This is a genomic window from Dyadobacter sp. HNCC25DJ184 (assembly GCF_056895215.1).
The window spans coordinates 439,536-464,316 of record NZ_JBXHAQ010000002.1 but is presented as its reverse complement, the minus strand read 5'-3'; the positions used below and the strand labels follow the sequence as shown (position 1 = coordinate 464,316).

Genomic DNA, 24,781 nt, shown 5'->3' with positions numbered 1-24,781 from the left:
AATGGGAAATAAACCTCATCGGAACGCCACGGGGAGAAGTCACATGCGCCAGATCTGAATTCGTGTTATAACAGAATAAGATCCGTATTTCCAGTTGTATATATTCCTTTCTTGCCTCCAACCGTGCAAACTTCTTCGTTTTCCTCCGATTTAAAAGGTATATCCTACCTTTATCAGTTTTGTAAAATAATTGCAGTTATTAACTTTACATAAATCAAAATCAGTCTTGTTTTGAAATTGTGAAAGCGGCGCGTGTATTGCGTACCGTTTGTCTATGTTCGTGATCGTACCGACTGGTTTCGCGACATACAATATGAATTTAAGTCCATGCTGTTTTGGCTTACTTTCCCTTGATCATTCGGTGCCAAAAACCTGTTACTATGAAAATTTGTATTACAAGGATGTTGATGTCTATTGCTTTTTGCCTTGCTGTTCCCAGTGCCTTTTCGTCTGGAATTCAAGTGGTACTCACTGGTAACACTGCTGATATGAAAGATCCGAAAGAGCTGTTTGGATTGATTTCTCAGCATGTGACGACGTCTTATAACAAAAATCCATTGACTTTTGGTTTGAGACTCGGCGGTGGTCACGCATTCGGGCAGCTGCCGTTTTACAAGCTTTTTCACTCGGCCAGCTAAATGACTTGAGAGGATATAAACGAAACCGCTTTACCGGAAATTCAAAGGCTTTCTTAAACACCGAACTCAGGTATCAGATTACCCAAACAAAAAATACTTTTATTCCTCTCAAAATAGGTATTCGCGCGTTCTACGATATTGGACAGGTGTGGGCCGACGGTGAAATTAACGATGCGAAATACTGTCACAAAGGTTATGGAGGAGGTTTTTATATCACGCCTTTTCGGGAACAGTTTGCGTTTAATGTAAGCGCGGGATCTTCGCGGGAAGAACCATTGCTTCTGATGATTTCGGTTGGGAGTTTTTTCAGGTAAAGTATTTTTTAATTACATGAGGTTGATAATGAGGGTTATATATAGATAAATATCCGGGAAGTAAAAGATAAACAAGTGCTATTGATCATATATCGGATTAATAGCTCATCTTGTCGGAAAATAGAAAATGTCAGTCAAGGTTACACGTAAGGATATTACTTTCCAACCCGATTCAAGTCGCGTCATCGCCCGTTTTCTGAATAATGGTGATGAGAGAAGCAAACAATTGATTTCGCTGATACTTGATTTGTCAGAAAAGGAACAACAACAGGAGCTGAGCAATGTATTCCGGAAATATGCGAAACGGCACCGGAGTATCCTGAAGATATTTGAAAGACATTTTCAGAAACGGGCCGCATTGATGCGCGATATGGGCATAGACACTCATGCGTTGGGGGCGACCTCAAAGATGTTGATCGGGGCATACTTCACGATGGAATACTCGATAGAGGCTGCTGCATTTTTCAATCCTTCAATAGTTGAAGACCCTGACCAGTCGCGCGTTGGATATGGTGAAAAACGGATTATACTGAGCTTCCGTGCCACGGGTGAAGGGCATATCTCGTCAATTGTTTTCCGATCAGCCATTATAGACCAGAATAACCTGATCATGGTTGAACCGCCCGGACGTATGCTCGACGCGCCTGAGCATGTCCGCAATCACGTCTATAAAAAGAAATCGTTTTTGGCCAAATTGGGTGAAATGCAGAATTTGGAAAACAACGCTTACCCTGTTATTGAAGAGAAACTAACGGAGACTTTTACCTACGAGGAGCTAAAAAGGTATGTCGACGAGACTACGAAAACGATTGAGATAGACCAGGCTAGTCATCTGTTTCTAAAGGAAATTATGTGGGTTGCCTCGTCGCATTATGAAATGGACTTTTCGCTCGATACAGTCATTTCTGAACGTGTTATATTTCCGATCGCGGATACTGAAAAAAGAGGAATTGAGGACGCCAGGTTTGTCAAATTCACCGGAGAAAACAACGAGGCGACCTATTATGCCACATATACAGCCTATGACGGCGTTTCAATCTTGCCGAAGATATTGGTAACGAAAGATTTCTATCATTTCAAAGTATTGCCTGTTCATGGCGAAATAGCCCAAAACAAAGGAATGGCGCTTTTCCCAAAGAAAATCAATGGCAAATTTGCCATGTTATGCCGCATCGACGGGGTCAATAATTATATCGCTTTTTCCGAAAATATCAATGTCTGGCGCACCGCCACGATGATTCAGTCACCCAAATTTCCCTGGGAATTTGTACAGATGGGTAACTGTGGCTCTCCGTTGGAAACAGAAGCAGGCTGGCTCGTACTAACTCATGGAGTCGGTCCCATGCGTGAATACGTACTCAGTGCATCACTTTTTGAGTTGGATAATCCCCATATCGAGATCGGACGTCTTCGTGAGCCATTGTTGATTCCCACCCGAACGGAGCGCGAAGGGTATGTGCCGAATGTGGTATATTCCTGCGGCGCACTGATACATAATGGCAGTCTCATCATACCATATGCGGTTTCCGATTATGCTTCGACATACGCGGTCGTTGATCTGATGGAGTTATTGCAAGAGCTTACTCAACCTGATACCTTACTTACCTAATATTTGCTTATATAGAGAAAGATACCCTTCGACCATTTTGCTTTTCGAAAACATAGATTCCGCCCATTTCACACAGTCAGATCTTTGGATTTGTTGGATTCGATAGACAGCATCTATAGCTTCTTCGACAGTATTTACTAAAAATCCAGTTCTTCCGTCAACGATCAGTTCAGACATTGAGCCTCTTTTGAAAGCAATAACCGGCGTGCCGCAGAACATGGATTCCGCGACACTAAGCCCAAACGGCTCTTCAAATTTTATCGGATGAAGCATCGCAAACGCGAACCCCAACAGTTTTTTTCGCTCCGCAGGTCCAACATTTCCACAATAGACAATCTGTTGATTATCGATATACGGCTTCACTTCCTGTTCAAAATACCCTTGATCCTGTATCAACCCTGCAATCATTAATTTTCGCCCCGTTTGCAACGCAATCTGAATCGCCTCGCTCGTCCCTTTGTCGGGATGAATCCTTCCGAAAAAAAGAAGAAACTCTGACGGTGAAGGGATATACTCAAACTGATCACCGTCGATTCCGTTGTAGACAGTCGCTATATAATCCAGATCTGAACTCCGATCCGAATTACTGATGGAAACGTAACTGGTATGGCGATTGTACTTTTTGTAAACGTCTAGTATTTTGGGTGATGAAAAACCATGTATGGTGGTCAAGATCGGCGTTTTAATGAGTCTGGAATAGGTGAGCGGCAGAAAATCAAAATGGTTATGAATTAAATCAAACTGCGATGCTTTTTCCATAACATTGCTTATATGCAGACACTCAACCACTTTTGGGTCTACCCGTTCGTCTTCAGCATACGGAACCGCGCAAGTTGCGTCCAATCTGGCGTTTGTCACAGAGTCTGAAGTGGCAAATAATGTCACGTCAATACCCTTCGCATGCAAACCTTCTGTCAAATACGATGCAACTTGTTCCCACGGTCCATATTGACGGGGTGGTGTTCGCCAGGCGATGGAGGAAAGAATGGCGATTTTCAAACCGCCGTGCTTTCCAGTTTCGACACTTCTTCGAATGCTTCCAGCACACTGAGATAGGAGATCAGATATGCTAAGGTACTCTCCGCTCCCTGATTACGGTTTATGCCGTAACTTTCCAACCCGTCGCAACAGCCCTTTGTTTCAAAGTCATAAAGGCTGATCCGGAGATCATTTTCGCCCAGAAACCACATAAAACAGATATATAGTTGTGTGATATAGGACTGGTCTTTTGTTAGCCGAAATGCCTGATGTAGCATTAAAACCATCGCAAGGGCATCCAGTGGTTGTTGCGCAAACATCGAGTTTTCGCCGTCTTTTTTATACCACTTTCCATTCCCTACTATTGACAGATATCCGTTCCTCAGCGTGATTTCAGAAAGGAATTTCATGCTTTCCAGTCCAATTCGATTTACCTTTTCATTGTTCAAAAACTCAGCGGCGTGCAGAAGTGCTAGCGGTAAAAATGCATTGTCGTAAGCGAGAAGTGACTCAAACCAGTGCCAGTCGTCGGTGTGGTTTAATTCGTAATCTTTTATCAGCCGGTCAGCCATTTGCCTCAATATCTCAAGCATACCCTCATCCGAAGGATTGCTTTTTAAATAATGGCATATACCCACCATTGTATTTGCGATACTTCTGATCGATTTTAGTTTGATAAAGTTAGGGGCTGCATCAAAGAAAATCTCTCTGCCTGTTTGATAATATGCATCATTTGGTGCGTTTCCTAACAGATATCCCAATGCCCATATGGTGCGTCCAAATGAATCTTCAGAACCGACTTCATCGAGGAAATTACGATTGAAACTAAGAAAATTCCGGAATGCGCCGTCCTCATTTTGCATATAGTTGATATAGCTCAGATAAGTGGGCGACAATTTCAGAGCGAGCGGATGCTTGTTTCGTTTATAGGTCATCAGCACCATTAAGAGCGCCCTCGCATTGTCATCCAGGCAGTAACCTTCCTTCAAATTGGGTATCCCGTATTTTGCGTGTTGAATAATTCCCGTATCGTCGGTCAGTCGCTGAACATGGTCGAGCAGGAATGGAGGCAATGTCAGCAGATCAAGAATCATTTCCTTCCCGATCATCATATCGGTCTGCTCTGCTACAATGCGGCTGGCCAGATCTACATATTTGCCTCCGATTTTCGGCCAGGTGATACCCCGTCCATATTCATATGCATTTTTTCGCAAATCGCGCAGCTCGTCCGGATGGTCCAGCAGATCGAGGAAAATATCGCTTAAAGCCTGCGAGTCGTTGAACGGAAATAGCCTCCCGCGACCATCAGCCAGTAATTCGGCCGCGTGCCAGTAGGGAGTGGATATCACCGCCGAGCCAGCTCCAATTGCATATGACAAAGTCCCGCTGGTAATCTGGGCTTCGTTGGTATATGGCGTGATATAGATATCAGACGCCGACAGATACTTGAAAAGCTCGGATTGATCTATAAATTCGTTGAGAAAAATGACATGTTTTTCGATGTGCAGTTTCTTGACAAGTCCCAGAAGAAAAAACCGATATTCTTCACCGGAGTGTCTGATCACGTTTGGGTGCGTTTTTCCAAGAACAATATACACCAGCTGCGGATACTTGGCGACAACGGCCGGGAGTGCCTTCAAAACAGTTTCGATACCCTTGTTTCTTCCGATAAATCCGAATGTCAGCAAAACATGTTTTGACGCAAGTTTAAATTCCTTTTTCACCAGATGTTGGTCAAATTGCAGATCAGGGACTCCATGGGCGATCTCGACGATTTTTTCCTGAGCAACGCTATATTCCTCAATCAGCATATTAACGGCAGTCTGGCTCATCACTACAATCGACTGCGCGATCTTGCAAATTTCAACAAGAACCGCGCGCTCATTGTACGAAGGATTTTTTAGAACCGTATGCAAAGTGACAATCAAAGGGATCTTCAACCTGTACAGCAGCGGAAGAATGTATATCCCGTTTTGTCCCCCGAAAATCCCGAACTCATGTTCGAGGACGCACACATCGGCCCCACTGATATTGATAAAGTTGGCAGCCTCGAGGTAATCAGCCTGTTCCTCCTGGCGAATGCTCATTTTCACTTCCTTTGGGTAGTCGTAATCCTGATCGTTGTCGTCAATTGCGACCACAAAACCATTGACTGGTTCTTCGGTGGTTGACGTTCCGATCATTGAGTCGAAAAGGTTTTTGGTAAATGTCCCAATTCCACATTCCCGGGGTGGGAATGTCCCTATAAACGAAATTTTCATATTAGTGTGGAGTTGGTTTCTTCTAAGTTAACCTTATTTTCCGATAGTTTGAGCGTATATAGTCTCCACGGCCTTGAATGGGGATATGGATTTTTGGCATAGAAATTGCAAAGGAGAATGGCCATTAAATGGTTATCTTACCATAATTCCATAAATATTATGTCAAAGGAAAAGGAGGTGCAGAAAGGCGATAAGAAAAAGGCAGGGAAGAACTTAAAGGAAAAGCGGGCTGACAAAAAAGAAAAAAGGGAAACTAAGGCAAACGAGGCTCAGAGTTAATATTAAAAAGCATGTCTTAGAGGTCATCAATTGCCACTGGTTGATGACCTTTTAGATATCAATCTTTATCAATTACTCACTCCATTGTTATGAAATTAGCACAACAAATTGCCGATAAGGTTTACCCGATTATGGACGGCAACAGACATCAAAGCTCAGAGCGGCTCAATGTCGCACTGGTGCAGGAAATAGGACCCTTAGTAACCAGGCCTATTGAACTATTGCTAAAGCTGATGCATGCAAGCGTTCCGAACCAGTCAAATAAATATGTATTTGACGAGGTACGGACTTACCTAGAATCTCTCAAATGAAGTGAAATACTGGTCAATATCAATAAAAACCCCCGACGAGTGTCAAGGGCCTGATATTGGTCACAGGTTCACAATTGTTTATGTTGTTAATTTTTTGTTGAAGAAATCGACCGTTCTACCCCAGGCGAGTTCGGCAGCTGCTTTGTCATAGCGAGGCGTGGTATCGTTATGGAAACCGTGATTGACCCCGGGATATACAAAGGCGGTATACTCCTTATTATTTTCTTTCAAAGCTTTCTCGTAAGCCGGCCAGCCCTCGTTAACCCGGGTGTCCAATTCGGCGTAGTGCAATAGCAACGGCGCCTTTATTTTAGGGACATCCTCAGTAGCTGGCTGACCACCATAAAACGGAACCGATGCTGATAATTCCGGAATCCGTACGGCCATCATATTGGCGATACCGCCTCCGAAACAAAAGCCAACTACCCCAATTTTACCATTACAGTCTTTATGGCCTTTCAAATAGTCATACGCTGCTAAGAAATCCTCAGACATTTCATTCCGGTCCCGTTTGCTCTGAAGTTCACGCCCTTGATCGTCGTTTCCAGGATATCCTCCCAGCGGAGTAAGGGCATCTGGCGCAAGGGAGATGAAGCCTGCCAATGCGGCGCGTCGCGCTACATCTTCAATGTGAGGATTCAAGCCCCGATTTTCATGAACAACGATGACGCCACCGAGTTTCTTGGAAGCTCCTTCCGGTTTTGACAATAATGCCTTGATAGTCCCGCCACCTTTAGGAGATGAATAATTGATATATTCTGATTTTAATCGCGGGTCATTGGCATGAACCTGAATGGCACCATGATAATCAGGCATCAGGAAGCTCATTAAAGATGCCACCGTAATACCACCAACAGCATATGCCGAAAGGTTTTGCATAAAGTTACGCCTGTCGATCCGGCTGTGCGCATAGTCATCGTAAAGGTCAAATACCTCTTGCTTAATGTCTTCTTTTCTGATCTCGCTCATAATGGTCTGTGAAATTCTTGATTATAATATATCTGATGGAAATCGTGCAATTCAGACTAAATCTCTGATCCTGATTTTGCCAAAAAGTTCTGGCGGAGTTATAGCTATAAAAGCATGATGAAAAACCGTTCCTACTTTAATATAGAGGAAATTTACTTTTTGATATTTGGCGGAATGATGCAAAACTGACTTCGATTTGGAGTAGCTCTAACTCCGATTTGCAATCGAGGTTGCATGGTCAAGCGTTTGCAACGCATTTAAAATACTTTTTACAATTATAATATCTCAGGCTGTTTGATTTTCTTAACTTTGATTTATGAAAGATATAGCTGTGCCTCCAACTATAAATCCAAATGAGCGCGATTTAAGGCTCAGAGGTTTCAAAGTTTATGAAATAGAAACAAATGTAAGTGGAGCACCCACGTACAGTCGCCGTGATTTTTACAAGATCACTTTGTCGACAAGCAATATGATGATCCATTATGCCGATCGAGCAATTGAAATGGATGGTACTTTCTTGTTTTTTAGCAATCCACATATCCCGTATTCGGTAGAATTGTTATCGGGAAGGCATACCGGATTTTCCTGTCTGTTCACCGAAAAATTCCTGAAGGAAGGCGGACGTTCAGAGAGCTTGCACGAATCGCCCTTGTTCAAGATTGGCGGAACTCCGGTTCTGGAAGTGACTAAAGAGCAGAAGAAAAACATAGAAGCAATTTTCAAAAAGATGCTTTCTGAACAAGATACCGACTATGTTTTCAAAGGCGAACTGATTCGCAATTATCTCAGTATCATTATTCACGAAGCCTTGAAGATGCAGTCGCCGGATCGTTTTGTCAAAAATAAAAACGCATCTTTTCGAATTACCTCATTATTTCTTGAGCTTTTGGAAAGGCAGTTCCCGATCGACAGTCTCGAAAATCCTTTGAGTTTGCGAACTGCCCAGGATTTCGCGGAGCGGCTGTCTATTCACGTCAATCACCTGAACCGGTCTGTGAAAGAAATTACAGGAAAGCCTACCACCGCTCACATATCGGATCGGATTGTAAATGAGGCGAAAGCTTTGTTACAACATACCGACTGGACCATCGCGCAGGTGGCATATGCTCTGGGTTTTGACTATCCCACTTATTTCAACAACTATTTTAAAAAGATCACGGGTACAGTTCCTATGTCATATAAGGCGTAGTTGTTTGAAATTCTTAATTTTCTGTTTGATCATCGTTAACCGGGTACCAAGTTAACGGAATACCTTTGCGTAAGATTAATTATCAAAGCGCTGCTTTTAAAATAAGTATCATGCAAAATCGCAAATTAGGGAATAGCAATCTGGAGGTTTCGGCTATCGGCCTCGGTTGCATGGGTATGAGTTTCGGGTATGGTCCAGCCCACGACAAAACCGAAATGATTAAGTTAATTCGCGCATCGGTCGAACAAGGAGTAACTTTTTTCGATACCGCCGAAGTATATGGTCCTTTTACGAATGAAGAGCTGGTTGGGGAAGCGCTTGCGCCATTCCGCGACAAAGTTGCTATTGCCACCAAATTTGGATTTAAAGAGGCTGCCGATGGTCGTTGGTCAGAATTGGATAGCAGGCCGGAACATATCAAGCAAGTGGCGGAAGCTTCATTAAAGCGATTGAAAACTGACGTAATCGACCTTTTTTACCAACATCGTGTTGATGAAAATATCCCTATCGAAGAAGTAGCCGGCGCGGTAAAAGATTTGATTCAGGAAGGAAAAGTGAAGCATTTCGGGCTTTCCGAAGCTGGCGCTCAAACCATTCGCCGCGCGCATGCGGTGCAGCCGGTTGCGGCGTTACAAAGTGAATATTCCTTGTGGTTTAGAAAACCAGAGTTAGAAATAATTCCTACATTGGAAGAACTAGGAATTGGTTTTGTTCCGTTTAGCCCGCTTGGAAGAGGGTTTTTAACAGGAAAAATCGATGAGAATACCCAATTTGATAAAACCGATTTCCGTAATACAGTTCCCCGTTTTGCAATTGAAAACAGAAAGGCCAATCAGGCGATGGTCGATTTGCTGACCAATATCGGCGCTCAAAAGAATGCCGCTCCAGCCCAAATTGCTCTTGCGTGGCTGTTGGCTCAGAAGCCATGGATCGTACCAATTCCAGGTACCACGAAACTCCATCGCCTGGAAGAGAATCTGGGGGCAGCGAATCTTGAACTGTCTGCTGACGATCTTCATCAGATTGAAACTGCCGCAGCCAATATCGAAATCCAGGGAAATCGATATACTGAAGCAGGAGAGAAAATGACAGGCCGTTAATCATTCCGACACCACTTTTATGAGACGTGTCAAGGTATATCATTGACCTAAAACGCACATTTCCCATGTTCACCGCTGGACGGAAAACGTCCGCTTTTGAACATGAGTGATTAAGAATTGTGCTCCTGGATCTTCCTAAAGGCTATATACGAAGGTGGCAGGATATTTGCCTAAAATAAAATGACTGAAAATCTTCTCAAGTCTCTTGGGAAGATTTTTGGTTTTCAGTTTCTTACTAAGCCAACAAATCATCCTCACTATATGCTGAGTTTAGACATGCTACGGAATTACCTGAAAATAACTTTGCGCCACTTTCTCAAGGAGCGGCAATTCACACTACTAAATCTGATTGGCTTGTCGACAGGTTTGGTTTGTACTTTGTTGATATGTCTTTGGGTTAACGATGAGATAAGTTTTGATAGATTTCATGAAAACGACAGCAGGCTTTATGAGGTCATGATCCATCAGAAGACGGGTACTGGTATTGCGACCTCCAACGGAACGGGTGACAGGGTGGGGGAGACATTGTTGAAGGATATGCCCGAAGTTGAAATGGCAGTGATATCAACGCCATCTACCTGGTTTCAGAAGTTCAGTCTTTCTCTGGGAAATACCACCGTCAGTGCAGGAGGAAACTTTGTAAGTGAAGATTATTTTAAAACATTTTCGTTTCCCTTAATTCAGGGTAATAAAAACGAAATTCTTAAAACTAAGAACTCGATTGCGATATCTGAAAAACTCGCGAAACAACTTTTTCAATCGCCAGAACAAGCAGTCGGGAAAATTCTGGAGTGGAAGTGGCAGGCTTATTCTGAAAAATGCATGATCACCGGTGTTTTCAAAGATTTTCCGGCAAATTCTTCGCAACAATATGATTTCCTGTTGTCTATGGCTTCCTGGCATCAGATCGTTCCGAAAGGGGATATGTTGAGCAGCGGCGGTCCATTTAACAATTTTGTGGTATTGAAAAAGGGGGCTGATATTGATCAACTAAATCACAAAATGGTTGGACTATCCAAAAACACTTTCAATGACTCGACTTCAACTTTGTTTTTACGAAAGTATTCAGATGCTTACTTATATGGGGCGTATGAAAATGGCGTGCAGAAAGGTGGCAGGATTACGTATGTCAGACTGTTTTCGGTAGTGGCCATAATCATTCTATTGATTGCGTGTATCAATTTTATGAATCTGTCGACGGCAAAAGCGTCTATGCGGATCAGAGAGGTGGGCGTTAAAAAGGCACTCGGCGCAGGCCGGTCAACATTGATATATCAATTCCTGGGCGAGTCTCTGGTCATGACTTTTATTGCAATATCCATCGCCGTTTTGCTGACCATATTACTCCTTCCTCAGTTTAATGTACTTACCGGCAAGCACCTTTCTCTCGTACTTGATTTGAAAATCATATCAGTCATTCTTGTTACTTCGAGCGTAACTGGTTTATTGGCAGGGAGCTATCCGGCATTTCATCTTTCCCGCTTCAATCCTGCAATAACGCTCAAAGGCGGAATGGCGAGCTCTTTCGGTGAACTTTTTGTGAGAAAAGGATTGGTTGTTTTTCAGTTTACGGTTTCGGTGATCTTTATCGTCTCGGTTTTGGTAGTATACAAACAGATCGATTATGTTCAGCATAAAAATCTTGGATACAACAAGGACAATATCCTGTATTTTGAAATGAATGGAAGGGTTGCGGCCCAGTCAGAGGCGTTTCTATCCAGATTGAAAGCGTTGCCGGGAGTCGAAAATGCATCCAGTATCCAACAAAAAATCATCCTGCCGAATTTGTTATCGGGAACCGGAACAGGAGTTCGCTGGGACGGGAAAAATGATGACGACAAGATTCGCTTTTACAGAATGCCGGTCAATTTCGATCTCATTGAAACAATTGGAATAAAATTGGCCAACGGTCGAAGCTTTTCTCGAGCGCATGGCACGGAAACAGGCAATGTTATCCTCAATGAAGCGGCGATTAAAGCGATGGAAATTAAAGATCCGATTGGCAAAAAGATTATGATCGGTGGGCAGGAACAGCATATCGTTGGTGTCACTAAAAATTTCCACTTCAATTCCCTTCATGAAGAGATAAGGCCTTTTATTCTGTATATCTCACCCGCAGAAACCATGCTCGTCATGACTAAAATTGCGGCAGGGCAAGAGCATCAAACGATCGATCGGATCAGCAGATTTTACAAATCATTCAATCCCGGTTATTCATTTGATTATCAGTTTCTGGATCACGATTACCAGGTGCAATATGCAGAGGAGAAACTCGTGGGCGAGTTGGCGAAATACTTCGCTGTTCTTGCCATCATCATATCCTGTCTCGGATTATTTGGACTAACAGCCTTCACTGCAGAAAGACGCAAAAAGGAAATTGGCGTGCGTAAAGTTCTGGGAGCGACTGTCGCGAACGTTGTCGGGATGCTTACCAAAGACTTTTTGATCCTTATTTTGGTATCAATCTCGGTGGCATTTCCGATATCCTGGTGGATGATGGACCAGTGGCTTCAAAACTTTGCGTACCATACCCCTCTTAGTATAAGTGTTTTCATGATCACCGGCGCGATGATGATTTTGCTGACTTTTATGACGGTTGGGTATCAATCGGTGAAAGCGGCCTTGATGAACCCTACAAAGTCATTGAAGGCGGAGTGAGGTAATCAGTGAAAAGGAATTTTTGAGATAAGCAATAGATAAATTCTGGCCCGGCATATTTGCTTCAAAGAGGACCCCCTATTGCTGCCGTCCACCGTCTAGATACAATTGCCAGCGCATTCCCACGGTGAGATGGTAAAAATGAATTAACTGAATATTAAAAATTGTTCACTTAGAGATCAGGTTGCCATCTTTTCATTATAAAAAACTATATTTCAAAAACATATTAATTATCAACTCAACGAAATATATGGCAACAATCACTGTAAAAGACGGAACCGAGATTTACTACAAGGACTGGGGTACTGGTCAACCGATCGTATTCCACCACGGCTGGCCACTCTCGGGCGACGATTGGGACGCGCAAATGATGTTTTTCCTGAACCTGGGCTATCGGGTTATTGCACATGACCGCAGAGGTCACGGCAGATCTACCCAAACCTTCGAAGGAAATGAAATGGATACCTATGCTGCTGATGTTGACGAGCTGGTAACGGCGCTCGATCTTAAAGATGCGATACACGTCGGTCACTCAACCGGTGGCGGAGAAGTTATTCGTTATGTTGCAAAATACGGTAAAGGACGTGTGGCAAAGGCGGTATTAATTAGTGCGGTGACCCCGATTATGGTAAAGACTGAAGCTAACCCGGATGGGATTCCCATGTCAGTTTTTGATGAAATTCGTGAAGGAACCGCTACAAAAAGATCCCAGTATTTTCACGAATTTCCGACAGCGTTTTACGGATATAACCGCGAGGGAGCGACCATCTCGCAGGGAATTAAGGATAACTGGTGGCGCCAGGGCATGATGGGTGGCGTAAAGGCGCATTACGATTGTATCAAGGCATTTTCAGAAACAGACTTCACCGAAGACCTCAAAAGTGTGGATATCCCTGTACTGATTTTACATGGAGAAGACGATCAAATCGTTCCTTTCCCATTGACAGGCGCAAAAGCTATAAAACTTCTGAAAAACGGAAAACTTATTTCCTATCCTGGCTTTCCGCATGGTATGCCAGCCACTGAAAGTGCAACGATTAATAAGGATTTGCTTGAGTTTATAAAATCGTAAGAGGATTTAGATCAGATTGGATCACTGAAAAGCCGTCGATGTTTTGGCTGCTTTTCAGTGATCTTTTTATTTGAGTTTTTGAATTCCTGCGCCAACTCTATTAAGAACAACAGGACCTTTCCGAAGCTTTAGCCAAGGCAGATGTCCCCGCCATGATGCATCGGAATGCAGGAGGACATTGGTAAGTCCATTGGAGCCGGAAAATTCGAAATATGAATAGGGAAGCAGAAGGTTTTTAGAAAGAAAACTGGTGGCAGTTGAAGCGGATCTGAGTGGGGTTTATGGTAAGAATAATCAAGCCTAAACCAACTTGATGCCTGCTCGCCATGAAAAAAAAAATTTGAATTGGGCGGGACATTCTATCCATCGGAATGGTATAACTTCGCGTGAAGCAATGGTACTAAGCCGCTCAAAAACTTATTTCAAATGCAATTTCGATTCCTGAAAACCCTTCTTTTAGTTTTCCTGGTTACTACCAGCGCGACACTTTGTTTTGCTCAAACCGAGTTCAGTACCGCTTATTTTAAGATCGCAATCAATCATAAGGGCTGGATAACGAGTATGAAAAATGTGGCTGGTACGACCAGCCATCGGGAATTTTCACCTGCGGATAAGCCGTCGCCCCTGCTGTCGCTTTTTGATGAGAAAAAACACAAATACTACTATCCACAAAAAGCGGTATATAATAAAGCAAAACAGACTTTCTCACTGCATTTTGAGAACGGTTCGCTGGCAACCGTCGCATTGATCACACACAAAAAATATTTCAAGCTAACCTTACTTTCGCTGACTCCAGCAAACGGAATTGATAACATTGAATGGGGCGCATATCATACCAATATCACCAACCTGTTTGGCGAAATAATAGGCGTGGCGCGCGATACCAGCGAATGGGTCAACTATGCGATTGGTATGCTGGCATTAAATGACAATACCCTTGGCGGCACGGCGGGAACGATTGCCGACGCTGCACCCTTTCAGTATATCATTCACAGTCCCGACAAAAAGCGTTATCCGCTACCCGCTCACCTGCATGAGGGACAGATTTTTCCGATCGGGGGCGATGGTATAAATGACGTCGCTTTTTACGCTCACAAAGAGCCTTACTACCGCATATTGTACGGAAATGCAGCCCAGATTGACCGACAGGGCAGGATTTCGATTGCTTATAACTCACGCGACAGAGCGCAAAAGCGGGAAGTCTATTTTTCACTAATCCCTAACATGGCCGTCAATGCGCCCAACCACCTGGAAGTACAGCCTTTATATGGGGTCAATTTCATTGGTTCATCCGTCGCGCTTTGGGGTAGCACGGATAGCACTGCGTTGCTGGATGTCATACAGGAGATTGTGAAATTGGAAGGCTTGCCCTACCCGACAATCGACGGCAAATGGGTAAAAAATCCGTCTGCTTTTGTACCCGACGTGATGACGCAGGGTGTGGCTTACGACAGTACCATATCTTACACGAGGCAGCTCGGCTTCAAAGCAATCAGCTTATATGATCAGGGTTTTGTAAGGCCTGACCGTGGAAATGAGGGATACCTCGATGGGAAAAGCTTTGAAAATAAGTCAATTAAAATGGCGTCGGGGAACAAATCACACAAGGCGTTTTCTGAGCTGGCAGCGCAGGGTGGATTGATCATTGGCCGCACGCCGATTACTACGGCGCTGGCTCCGGGTACAAAGGATGCAAGCCCTGTGCCGAGTGACAGCTTATGTTACCAGCAAAAGGGTTTATTGACAAAAAGTATAGTGCCGGGCGATACCGTTATTCTCGTAAACGATCCCGGATATCTCGACGAAATCGCAAGCTGGGAAGGCCATTCGAAAAACTTGAATATGATCAAAATCGGCAAGGAGCTCATTTATTATATGGGTGTTTCGAAAGAAGCTCCTTTCCGACTGCTGAATGTAAAACGCGGTTATTGGGAAACGGCCGAAGCGAACCATGCAGCGGGTGATACGATTTATAAACTGCAGGTCACGATCAATTATGGTTACGACGGCTTGGTTCCCAATATGCAGTTGCAGGATCAAATTGCTGCATATTATGCTTCCGTTTGCAAGATCAACGGGCTGGCGTACTACGATTTTGACGGTCAGGAATTTTTGTTCAACAATGGTCACGGGTATTATTCTGTCAAAAGGTTTTTTGGTAAAATGTTTGATAAGGCCAAAGAATTGGGCGTTCCCTACATTCGTTTCACGGGTTCTACGCTTTCGGAAGGCTCCTGGCATTATCAGAGTATCTGGAATGTGGGCGGCGGAAAAAATCTCTATGATACTGCTACCAGAGAATGGGGGAGTGCGACCAGTCAGGGAAAAGATCTTCGGGATGTAACCTATGCTAATTTTTTTCCATCCGGAATGGGAGCAAACTTTCCGGTTAATGCAAAATCCACTGTAGCGGAATACGAGCATATTCAGGCAGTTTCGGTGGGGATTGGTGCGACTTACAGTCTGCAATTGAACCAAAAAGAAGTCGAAAGCTGCCCGGAGAAATATGCGATTTTTAAAGCGATAAGAACCTGGGAAAATGCCCGTGCCGCTGATGCTTTTCCTCGCTGGGTCAAAAAGGCACTAGCTGATCCAGTGAATCAGTTTCATTTGGAACAAATTGACGACCGCTCCTGGAAGCTTTACAAGACCGATATAGACGGGAGAAATCCAATATTGTTTACCAGGATTGGAAAATAGAATAGCGACCTTTCAACATCGAGTAGCGTTATAACTGGTTACTGCTAGTCAACGCAGAATTGACAGGTATTGCCACGCCTTCACCTTACCTCGACTAAAACTTTCCCTTTCTCTCTCTACACAGGCAAGTGCTTCATTGATTTGGGTGAACGGAAAGACCTTGTCCACAAAAGGTTTTATATCTCCCGACTCGATCAGTTTTGTTATCTCGCGCAGCTATTTACCATTTTCCTTCACAAACAAAAACGGATAATGTATGCCGAGTCTTTCTGCTTTTTTCCGAATGCTTGAACTGATATAGGAGGGAATCATTTTTATGAACGAGGGGGCACCGATCTCTCTTGCAAAATCCGGTGTTGGCGGCCCCGATATTGAAATGAGCCTGCCTCCTGGTTTTAATACAGGGAGAGATTTCTTAAGTGTAGGCGTGTCCTGGCTGTGAAGCACGAGATCGTAGTTCTGCAGAATATTTTCAAAATCTGGCTTTTGTAATCGGTCAGTACATCCGCAGCAAGGCTTTTTAGTGTGTCAAAACTTTTTTTACTGGATGCTGCCGCAACTGACGCTCCCAGAAAGATAGTCCTTTTGCGCAATGCCAGCGAATGTTTGCAAGCCCGCAAATTCCTGTGAGTGACAATAATTTTTGGCTACTTATTAAATCCTTTGCGCTGATTACTTCTACTACTTCTATATCAAGCCTATAACTTCAGCTTTACTCATCGCAAACGGTGAACAGCGTCCGCTGCGGCTCAGGCTGAAGTGAACCTCAAGCTGTGAAAAATAAGGTGTGCCTTCTGTAAAAATTCCGTCGTCACTGGCAGTAGACCTAAATAGCACGCCAGCGCAAAGCGGAAGAGCCAGTGGCTGACAATCTAACTTTCTTTTCCGTCTACAAATTTCTGCTCGCGCTAGGCACTGCTCATTTTGCGCCCGGTTTCAGCGTAGCTATGTTCTGTAAATCGCCGGATATTCAGATAGTGAATATTCCAATCCCGCGCACTCAGTTATTAGCTTTCTTCCAATTGACGAAGGCTTGGGCTGGCAGCGGGTGTAGCGATAAAATCATAATGATAGTTCGGTTGGCTGATCTCGATTTTCCTCAAGGACTAAAGTTTGGTTAATGGTCTTCTGTACCGACCAATTGGAATTGCGACCGCATGCCGGCATCGCGCAGGGGAACCAGTGCCCGATAATCCGGTGAATGAAACCAGCCAATTGCCTGTTCCTTGGTAGGAAATTCAAGAATGACCTGCATCTCATAATCGGTGTCGCCGGAAAGCTTTTCGAACTTACCTTTGACCAGAAATTCGCCGCTGTACTTGGTCAGTGTGGCCGGAACGGCGGCAGCGTATTGTTGTAGCTTCTCCTTATCGATCGGAGTAAAATTGACGGTGATATAGGCGGACATTTTTGGGCCGTTGTCTAATGAGTGAAAGGGGTATGGAGCGTATGGTTTGCACCCGACACTATTGGGCCGGCGTCGGTTGAACTTGCTGCGGGCTTCCACCTGGCTACTGTTCGCCTTGGGCCGATTTTCAGGTTTCTACATAGGCCAGCATGCAAGATTAAATCGATTAGCGGGAAGAAACTCTCCAAAATAATTAGGTTTGATTAAAAGCACAAACCTAGAAAAATACAATATCCTCCACAAGTTTTTGAATTGATACGTTTTTGATTTGATCCGTTTTCGGACTGATCCAACATTTGGTCTTGATCCAGTGTTAACGAGAATGTTAACGTTTTTAAAAGCAAATAGCGCAAACAATTGATAAACAATTATTTACGCTATTTTGATGTACCCAGAGCCGGAGTCGAACCGGCACGAGTGTAACCTCATTGGTGTTTGAGACCAACGCGTCTACCAATTCCGCCATCTGGGCATTGATCTTCTCTGTTGGGAGTGCAAAAGTAGCGAGAAAAATAGATTACGCAAGTTATTGTGAAAAAAAATGCGAGAAATTTTTTCGAAAATTTTCTGCCTTTTCGTCTATTCGTAACGCAGCGCTTCGATAGGGTCTAAGCGTGAGGCTTTTATAGCTGGATAGATTCCGGAGAGTACCCCAACGACTACGCAGACAATTATTCCAAGTGCCATCCAAAGCCATGGGATCACGAACGTACTTCCCTGAGCGATGAGTGAAGAAATTCCATTTCCAACCAAAATTCCCAGAAACAGGCCTAAAAGTCCACCCAGTACACAGACCATTATCGCTTCTATCAGAAATTGTACCCGAATCACAAGTGGCGTTGCGCCAAGTGATTTTCTGATTCCGATTTCTCGTGTACGCTCGGTAACTGATACGAGCATGATATTCATCAGAGCAATAGCCGCTCCAAGAAGTGTGATAATTCCTATTACAAATCCTCCAATGCGCAGATACCCTGATATACTCTCAAAATCCTTCGCCATGGCGTCAGCGCGTTCAATTTCGAATGAATCCTCCTTACCTAATTTATCTCCTCTTACTCTGCGCATCAGTCCACGCGCTTCCTCAATTACCGTTTCCCCGTCCGCGATACTTGGTGGCGAGGCCGTGATATTGTACGTTAATGTGCGGTTTGCAGCAAGGGCACGGCCGCTTTCCAATGGAATAAAAATGATCCGGTCGGCGTCATTGCCACCACCCATGGATCCTTTTTTCTGTAGCACACCGACAACCTTGAATCTAGATCCCATAAATGTGATCTCTTTGTTGACCGGGTCGAGGTTGCCAAAAAGCGTCCGACCAACTTCCTGGCCCAGAATGCAAACGTTCAATGAATTTTCAAGGTCGTTTCTGTTCAGATTTCGACCGAAGTCTATTTTGTAGCCATTAATGCCCAAATACTGATCATCTCCGCCGACAACGTTACTGTTGGGATTGGTCTTTTTGGAGCGATAATTCGCCTGAACCGCTCCTGCTATCTGTGAAGACAAGGAAACCATGGCCTGGTAATCATCATGGAAATGATCGGCAAATTCAACGGCTTCGCGGTAAGTAATTTCCGGATATCTTTTTTCTCTTCTTCCTCCAAAACGAAACCCGTCATTATCCCTATTCCGGACCGTAAAAGTATTGGCTCCCAAATCAGCAAAGCTATTGTTGACCGAGTTCTGAATTCCATCAATAGCCGTCAGGATCCCCACTAATGACGAAATACCGATCGCAATGATCAGCGCGGTGAGCACTGTTCTGAGCAGATTGGACTGTATGGACTTTAGGCTTTCGTCAATGTTAACTTTAAGATTCATACAAAGGGAGTAGCTATTAGCTGTTATTTACTTCGGACGCGGACTTTCGGCCATCGAAGCGGTTATTGATTAACTTGAAAACTCTCGGCACTCATAGGATTGCGCTGTAAACTCAGCACCAAATATGTTCAAGAGGACGATGCAAACACCATAATCGGTAATATTACGTTTACTAAATCAGATACGACCAATTTTCTTCCTAATTTAAGTGGTAATTTTGATCCGATTTTGTTTTTGTAAAGCTGCATATGATACGTGAAAGATTCAAACCGATGAAGCGCTTCTTTATTCCGTTTATCATTTTTTTGACCTTATCCCTACCCGGATGGTGCAATAAAATACTGGTACCGATGGATGAAAGTCAGAAAAACCACCTTAAAGCGTATGGAATATCATATTGGGTCCTCAAAAACTATGAAATCGAAATTGACTGGCTTTTGAACTACCGGGGTGGCAGCTTTTTGATTCCTTACAACCAGCAATTTGCCTCCGAAATGACCATTCGCGGTATCAGTTTTGATGTGATTTCAGAGGGTCAGGCTGGGCAAATTCTACAGGAAATCAGCGCGCCGGACGTGAATATGGATGCTGTGAAGTTGCAAAAAGCGCCGAAGATTGCCGTTTATTCTCCTAAGTCAAAACTGCCGTGGGATGACGCCGTGACGTTGGTTCTTACTTATGCCGAAATTCCATACGATGTGGTATATGACGACGAAGTATTAGACGCGAAATTGCATGAATACGACTGGTTACACCTTCATCATGAGGACTTTACAGGTCAATACGGTAAATTTTTTCAGTATAAGGATTTTCCCTGGTATCGTGAACAGAAGAGGGAAGCGGAGAATACTGCCGACAAATATCAGTTTTCCAGTGTGCCTCAAATGAAGCTTGCGGTTGCCAAAAAAATCGCTGAATTTGTTGCTGGAGGAGGGTATATGTTCGCCATGTGTAACGCGACGGACACTTTCGACATAGCTTTGGCGGCCGATGGAATAGATATCGTTGAATCAATTTACGACGGCACGCCTTCCGATCCTGACGCCAATAGCAAACTGAATTACAATAACTCGTTTGCCTTTAAAGATTTTAAAACGATTCCCTATCCATACGAAATTGAGTTTTCGGATATTGATAATCAGCCCGATCAAAGAGGGTTGCTCGAATCCAACGACTTTTTCACCTTGTTCCAGTTTTCTGCCAAATGGGATCCCGTTCCGAGTATGTTGACACAAAATCACAAAACCATTATCAAGGGATTTTTGGGACAAACGACAGCATTTAAAAACAAATTCGTGAAACCGGAAGTCGTGATTCTTGCGGAAAACAAATCAGCTAATGAAGCTAGATATATTCACAGTACTCATGGAAAGGGTTTTTTTACATTCTACGGTGGTCATGATCCGGAAGACTATCAGCACCGGGTGGGAGAGGAACCAACCGACCTTAACTTACATCCGAATTCTGCCGGCTATCGGCTGATTTTGAATAATATCCTGTTCCCGGCTGCAAAGAAGAAAAAATTAAAGACCTAGTCTTACTATCATCTTAAGGCTGTCTGCTGAAAACCGAAGTCTATTAAAAATTGTGCTAAATGACACCAGCCGTGCGAATTCGCACGGCTTTTTTTGTGTGAATATTTTGTAATCAACTGATATATAGATTTTTATGGTTTGGCACGTTTGTGTTCTCGTTTTAGAGCATTTAGAAAGGAAATCTGTCCGAAATTTAAACGAGATACATGGATCGGGAGCTGTCACCGGAGTACGTTAAAGGCCTTAAGAAACGCAGAATTGTCATAGCAATTGTTGCAGCGACAGTTTTATCGCTGGTGATATACTGGTTCCGTGAGTCCCTGGGAAGCAGTATTGAGGGATCGAAAATTACAACGGCTGTTGTTCAGGTGGGGGATGTTGAAAATACAATTAGCGCGACGGGCGAAATCATCCCGGCCTATGAGCAGATTTTTACAAGCCCCATCAAAGCTAGTATCAAAAGCATATTGATAGCTCCAGGGACGACCGTTGTTCCCGGTCAGGCTATTCTTGAGTTGGACAAATCTTTATCTGAAATAGAATTGGCACGATACCAGGACCAGCTGGAATTGAAACGAAATAGCATCGAGCAGCTTCGTATGCAATTGGACAAAAAGTTATTTGACGCTGAAATAAATGACAAGATCAAGTCGCTGAATATCAATAAACTGACTGCCGACTACGAGGATGCTATTCGCCTTCAGAAAGTGGGAGGGGGAACTTTGGAAGATATTACCCGTGCACAGAATCTGTTGCGAATCGCTGAATTAGAGAAAAAACTCCTGGAAAACGACCTGAGCTACAACCGCCAGTCAATGGGTGCTAGTTTGAAAGAAACGGAATTGGGTGCTCAGATTGAAGGCAAAAACCTGCTCGAACTACAACACAAATTGAAAGTTGCAGACGTGATCGCAGATCGCAAAGGCGTTCTGACTTGGGTAAATGAAAATATTGGTTCATCAGTTAACGAAGGTGAAATGTTGGCGAAAGTGGCTGATTTGGGAAGTTTTCGGGTGGAAGGCAGCACCTCGGATGTATATGCGGATGAGATTAAGCCCGGACTTTCGGTCATTGTGAGGTTGAATGAAGTGACGCTGAGAGGGGTGATATCACTCGTGAAACCGGCTGTGAAAAATGGCGTTGTGCAGTTCGTAATTCAATTGGACAACGCAAAAAGCGAGTCGTTGCGACCGAATATGAAAGCGGAGGTTTTTATTGTAACCAGTCGCTCACGAAATGTGCTGCGGGTCTCCAACGGCGCGACATTCAAAGGAAAGAAAAGGCAATATGTTTTTGTGATGAAAGGAGATGTGGCGGTGAGGAAAGAGATTGAAACAGGGCTGTCCAATTTCGAATTTGTGGAAATAAGAAGTGGATTGGAAAAGGGGGATAAGGTGATTTTGACGGATATGAGTAGTTATGAGCATTTGGAGAAGGTGGGGGTAGGGGAATAGGGGGGGAAGGAGAAAGGAGAAAGGAGGTAAAAGATTGATGGGTTAGGGATGGTAAATTGTTGAAAATCAAGGATTTTATTATTTGTAGACGTGTTATTTAGCCTGGATGAAAAAAATAGTTTACATATTACTAATGATACTGTCGCATTCTTTGGTTGCTCAGACTTGGAAGTTGAGTTTGCCGGAGGTTGTGCAAATGGCCAAGGAGCAGTCGCTCGCGGTGAAGCAGGCTACCACTCAGAAGAAAACGAATTATTGGCAGTACCATTCGTATCTGGCTGACTTTAAGCCACAGTTAAGTCTGGATGGAATCGTTCCGGGATTTACCCGATCGTATATAGACGTCGTTCAGCCGGATGGATCGATTGCTTTTCAGAATGTATCATATAATAATTCTTCCGTTAACCTTTCGCTGAGCCAGAGTATTGCAGCGACGGGAGGGGTTATATATATTCAGAAACAGCTTCAACGGTTCGATGATTTTGCTAAGGATAATACCAGTTATAACGGCATTCCATTTCAGCTCACAATCGCCCAGCCGTTATTCCGGTTCAATAAAATGAAGTGGGATCGCAAAATTCAACCTTTGAAGTATCAGGAAGGAAATCAGCAGTTTAAACAGTCTTTGGAGCAAGTGGCACTTTCTGCCACCGATTACTATTTCGAACTGCTTGTGGCTCAGGTGAATTTGCAAATTGCAGAAAAGAACAGGAGTAACAATGACACACTATATAAGATAGCTCAGCAACGATTAAAACTAGGTAAGATTTCGACGAATGATTTGCTGCAGTTACAAATGCAACTTCTCACCGCGCAGAAAGATCTTGCAAGCGCAGACCAAGGTGTAGCCGTGGCCTCACTACGTCTCAAAATGTTTCTGTCGACCCGGGACGAACGTGCGCTGGAATTGGGTATACCCATGACCCTGAAAGAGTTTGAAGTTGATACGCAACTGGCAATTAATCAGGCATATACTCATCGTGCGGATGCCGTTGGATTTCGAAGAAGGGAGCTAGAGGCCGAACGCGATGTACAGTTGGCCAAAAAGGAAAATGGACTCAATGCATCGTTAAATGCTTCGTTTGGCCTTTCAAACCAGGGCTTGCATCCGGGTGATATCTACCGAAACCCGCAGGATCGTGAGTTTGTCGAACTGCAATTTGTATTGCCGATTATGACTTGGGGACGAAACAAAGCCAGAACCGAAGTGGCAATAGCGAACCAGGAGTTTGCAAAGCAGTCCGTTGAGCAAGACAAGCTGACTTTCGAACAGGAGATTTTTACGCAGGTGACACTTTTGCAAATGCTTCAGAAACAGGTAAAATTAACACAGCAGGCAGACGAAATCGCTGCGACGAGGTATCAAATTGCTCAAGAGCGATTCATATTGAGCAATTTAAGTGTGACAGACCTCGGGATCGCCATGAAAGAAAAAGACGAAGCCCGCCGCGATTATATTCTCGCGTTGAAAGGGTATTGGCAATCCTATTATAACATCCGGCTGCTCACGCTCTATGATTTTGAAACTATGTCGGCTATTGAGTAGGTTTAAACGCAGAGTTATGGGAGTTGGGCGCCAAGTTACGCGGTTTTTTTAGGATTGAATCGTAGTAATGTTCTTTTGGATCTATACACAGAACAGGAATTAAAGAACAGCAATTTAATATTGGATAATTAGATTTTTTGTGTCTTCGAGCCTTAGTGGCAATCTCATTTTACAATTCAATAAAAACCCATTTATACAACCTTGATTAAATCGAATGCCATGATTAAACTAAAAAATGTAGAAAAGGTATACCGAGCGGGTTCAGTAGAAACTCTTGCTCTCAACAATATCAACCTTGATGTCAAAAAGGGCGAATTTATCTCAATTATGGGACCTTCCGGCTGCGGTAAAAGTACACTGCTGAATATCATGGGGCTGTTGGATGCTCCGTCAAAGGGTACCTGTGAGATAGATGGAAACGCCATTGTCAGCTACCGTGACAAGGAATTGGCGCGTATGCGGAATGATAAACTGGGTTTTATATTTCAGAGCTTTCATTTGATCAATGACTTGTCGGTGATGGACAATGTTGAGATTCCCCTGCTATACCGTTCATCGACCGCCAGCCAACGACGCGAACTGGCGAAGGAGGCACTCGAAAGAGTTGGGCTTAGCAACCGTATGAAGCATTTTCCAAAACAGCTTTCCGGAGGACAAAAACAGCGCGTGGCAATTGCAAGAGCCATCGTCGGTAAACCGGAAATTATCCTCGCCGATGAGCCCACGGGAAACCTTGACAGCGTAATGGGAAACGAAATCCTGAACATTCTCGAAAAACTCAACCAGGACGGAACGACAATAGTAATGGTCACTCACGACGACGCGATGGCGAAACGAACGCACAGGTTGGTCAGGCTTTTTGACGGAACGCAGGTGTTTTGAGTGAATATTTCAACAATGCAACCTAGCTCGAGCCTACTAACTATTCACTCAATC

The 24,781-nt window shown here is 43.8% G+C and carries 17 protein-coding genes, 1 tRNA gene and 1 pseudogene; 12 read left to right on the top strand and 7 right to left on the bottom strand.

Annotation, left to right across the window (positions count from 1 at the left end; translation table 11 throughout):
- The first annotated feature begins 380 nt into the window (after positions 1-380).
- The 3 genes from AC1XUD_RS04835 to AC1XUD_RS04825 all read left to right on the top strand — a co-directional run bounded on the left by AC1XUD_RS04835 (position 381) and on the right by AC1XUD_RS04825 (position 2,561).
- On the top strand, positions 381-638 hold the full coding sequence (locus AC1XUD_RS04835) for a hypothetical protein (protein WP_483359832.1): 258 nt from the start codon (positions 381-383) through the stop codon (positions 636-638).
- 5 nt (positions 639-643) lie between these two features.
- A complete protein-coding gene (locus AC1XUD_RS04830) occupies positions 644-952 on the top strand; it encodes a hypothetical protein (protein WP_483359831.1) in 309 nt (102 codons plus the stop codon).
- 127 nt (positions 953-1,079) lie between these two features.
- Complete coding sequence (locus AC1XUD_RS04825) at positions 1,080-2,561, top strand: glycoside hydrolase family 130 protein (protein ID WP_483359830.1); 1,482 nt, start codon at positions 1,080-1,082, stop codon at positions 2,559-2,561.
- Here the strand turns inward: AC1XUD_RS04825 and AC1XUD_RS04820 are convergent.
- From AC1XUD_RS04820 to AC1XUD_RS04810, 3 genes are all read right to left on the bottom strand, one after another.
- Positions 2,550-3,560, bottom strand: a complete 1,011-nt coding sequence (locus tag AC1XUD_RS04820; protein ID WP_483359829.1) for a glycosyltransferase family 4 protein — start codon at positions 3,558-3,560, stop codon at positions 2,550-2,552. The two genes, AC1XUD_RS04825 and AC1XUD_RS04820, sit on opposite strands and share 12 nt — an antisense overlap.
- Positions 3,557-5,800 carry a glycosyltransferase family 4 protein gene (locus AC1XUD_RS04815; RefSeq protein ID WP_483359828.1) on the bottom strand — a complete coding sequence of 748 codons (2,244 nt, stop codon included), beginning with the start codon at positions 5,798-5,800 and terminating at the stop codon, positions 3,557-3,559. The genes AC1XUD_RS04820 and AC1XUD_RS04815 overlap by 4 nt, the downstream gene beginning before the upstream one ends.
- 668 nt (positions 5,801-6,468) lie before the next feature.
- Positions 6,469-7,359 carry a dienelactone hydrolase family protein gene (locus AC1XUD_RS04810; RefSeq protein WP_483359827.1) on the bottom strand — a complete coding sequence of 297 codons (891 nt, stop codon included), beginning with the start codon at positions 7,357-7,359 and terminating at the stop codon, positions 6,469-6,471.
- 316 nt (positions 7,360-7,675) lie between these two features.
- Here AC1XUD_RS04810 and AC1XUD_RS04805 point away from each other — a divergent pair, with 316 nt between their 5' ends.
- The 5 genes from AC1XUD_RS04805 to AC1XUD_RS04785 all read left to right on the top strand — a co-directional run bounded on the left by AC1XUD_RS04805 (position 7,676) and on the right by AC1XUD_RS04785 (position 16,078).
- Complete coding sequence (locus AC1XUD_RS04805; RefSeq protein WP_483359826.1) at positions 7,676-8,548, top strand: helix-turn-helix domain-containing protein; 873 nt, start codon at positions 7,676-7,678, stop codon at positions 8,546-8,548.
- Positions 8,549-8,658: 110 nt separating this feature from the next.
- On the top strand, positions 8,659-9,648 hold the full coding sequence (locus AC1XUD_RS04800) for an aldo/keto reductase (RefSeq protein ID WP_483359825.1): 990 nt from the start codon (positions 8,659-8,661) through the stop codon (positions 9,646-9,648).
- Positions 9,649-9,828: 180 nt separating this feature from the next.
- Complete coding sequence (locus AC1XUD_RS04795) at positions 9,829-12,306, top strand: ABC transporter permease (protein ID WP_483359824.1); 2,478 nt, start codon at positions 9,829-9,831, stop codon at positions 12,304-12,306.
- A gap of 250 nt (positions 12,307-12,556) precedes the next feature.
- Positions 12,557-13,378, top strand: a complete 822-nt coding sequence (locus AC1XUD_RS04790; RefSeq protein WP_483359823.1) for an alpha/beta fold hydrolase — start codon at positions 12,557-12,559, stop codon at positions 13,376-13,378.
- 426 nt (positions 13,379-13,804) lie between these two features.
- Positions 13,805-16,078: a hypothetical protein gene (locus tag AC1XUD_RS04785; protein WP_483359822.1), complete on the top strand. Its 2,274-nt coding sequence runs from the start codon at positions 13,805-13,807 to the stop codon at positions 16,076-16,078.
- Positions 16,079-16,126: 48 nt separating this feature from the next.
- Here the strand turns inward: AC1XUD_RS04785 and AC1XUD_RS04780 are convergent.
- The 4 genes and pseudogenes from AC1XUD_RS04780 to AC1XUD_RS04765 form a co-directional block, all read right to left on the bottom strand.
- Positions 16,127-16,552: pseudogene (locus tag AC1XUD_RS04780) on the bottom strand (zinc-binding dehydrogenase); the annotation flags it as partial.
- A gap of 643 nt (positions 16,553-17,195) precedes the next feature.
- Entirely contained in the window at positions 17,196-17,486 is a 291-nt protein-coding gene (locus AC1XUD_RS04775; RefSeq protein WP_483359821.1) for a DUF1330 domain-containing protein, read from the bottom strand.
- Positions 17,487-17,874: 388 nt separating this feature from the next.
- A tRNA-Leu gene (locus AC1XUD_RS04770) sits at positions 17,875-17,958 on the bottom strand.
- A gap of 107 nt (positions 17,959-18,065) precedes the next feature.
- Positions 18,066-19,310 carry an ABC transporter permease gene (locus AC1XUD_RS04765; RefSeq protein WP_483359820.1) on the bottom strand — a complete coding sequence of 415 codons (1,245 nt, stop codon included), beginning with the start codon at positions 19,308-19,310 and terminating at the stop codon, positions 18,066-18,068.
- Positions 19,311-19,582: 272 nt separating this feature from the next.
- Between AC1XUD_RS04765 and AC1XUD_RS04760 the strand changes: the two genes are divergently transcribed.
- From AC1XUD_RS04760 to AC1XUD_RS04745, 4 genes are all read left to right on the top strand, one after another.
- Positions 19,583-20,845 (top strand): asparagine synthetase B, encoded by a 1,263-nt coding sequence (locus AC1XUD_RS04760; RefSeq protein WP_483359898.1) that lies wholly within the window; start codon positions 19,583-19,585, stop codon positions 20,843-20,845.
- 206 nt (positions 20,846-21,051) lie between these two features.
- Complete coding sequence (locus AC1XUD_RS04755; RefSeq protein WP_483359819.1) at positions 21,052-22,299, top strand: efflux RND transporter periplasmic adaptor subunit; 1,248 nt, start codon at positions 21,052-21,054, stop codon at positions 22,297-22,299.
- Positions 22,300-22,432: 133 nt separating this feature from the next.
- A complete protein-coding gene (locus tag AC1XUD_RS04750) occupies positions 22,433-23,845 on the top strand; it encodes a TolC family protein (protein ID WP_483359818.1) in 1,413 nt (470 codons plus the stop codon).
- A 219-nt stretch (positions 23,846-24,064) separates the two neighbouring features.
- Positions 24,065-24,727 carry an ABC transporter ATP-binding protein gene (locus AC1XUD_RS04745; RefSeq protein WP_483359817.1) on the top strand — a complete coding sequence of 221 codons (663 nt, stop codon included), beginning with the start codon at positions 24,065-24,067 and terminating at the stop codon, positions 24,725-24,727.
- Positions 24,728-24,781: the final 54 nt, after the last annotated feature.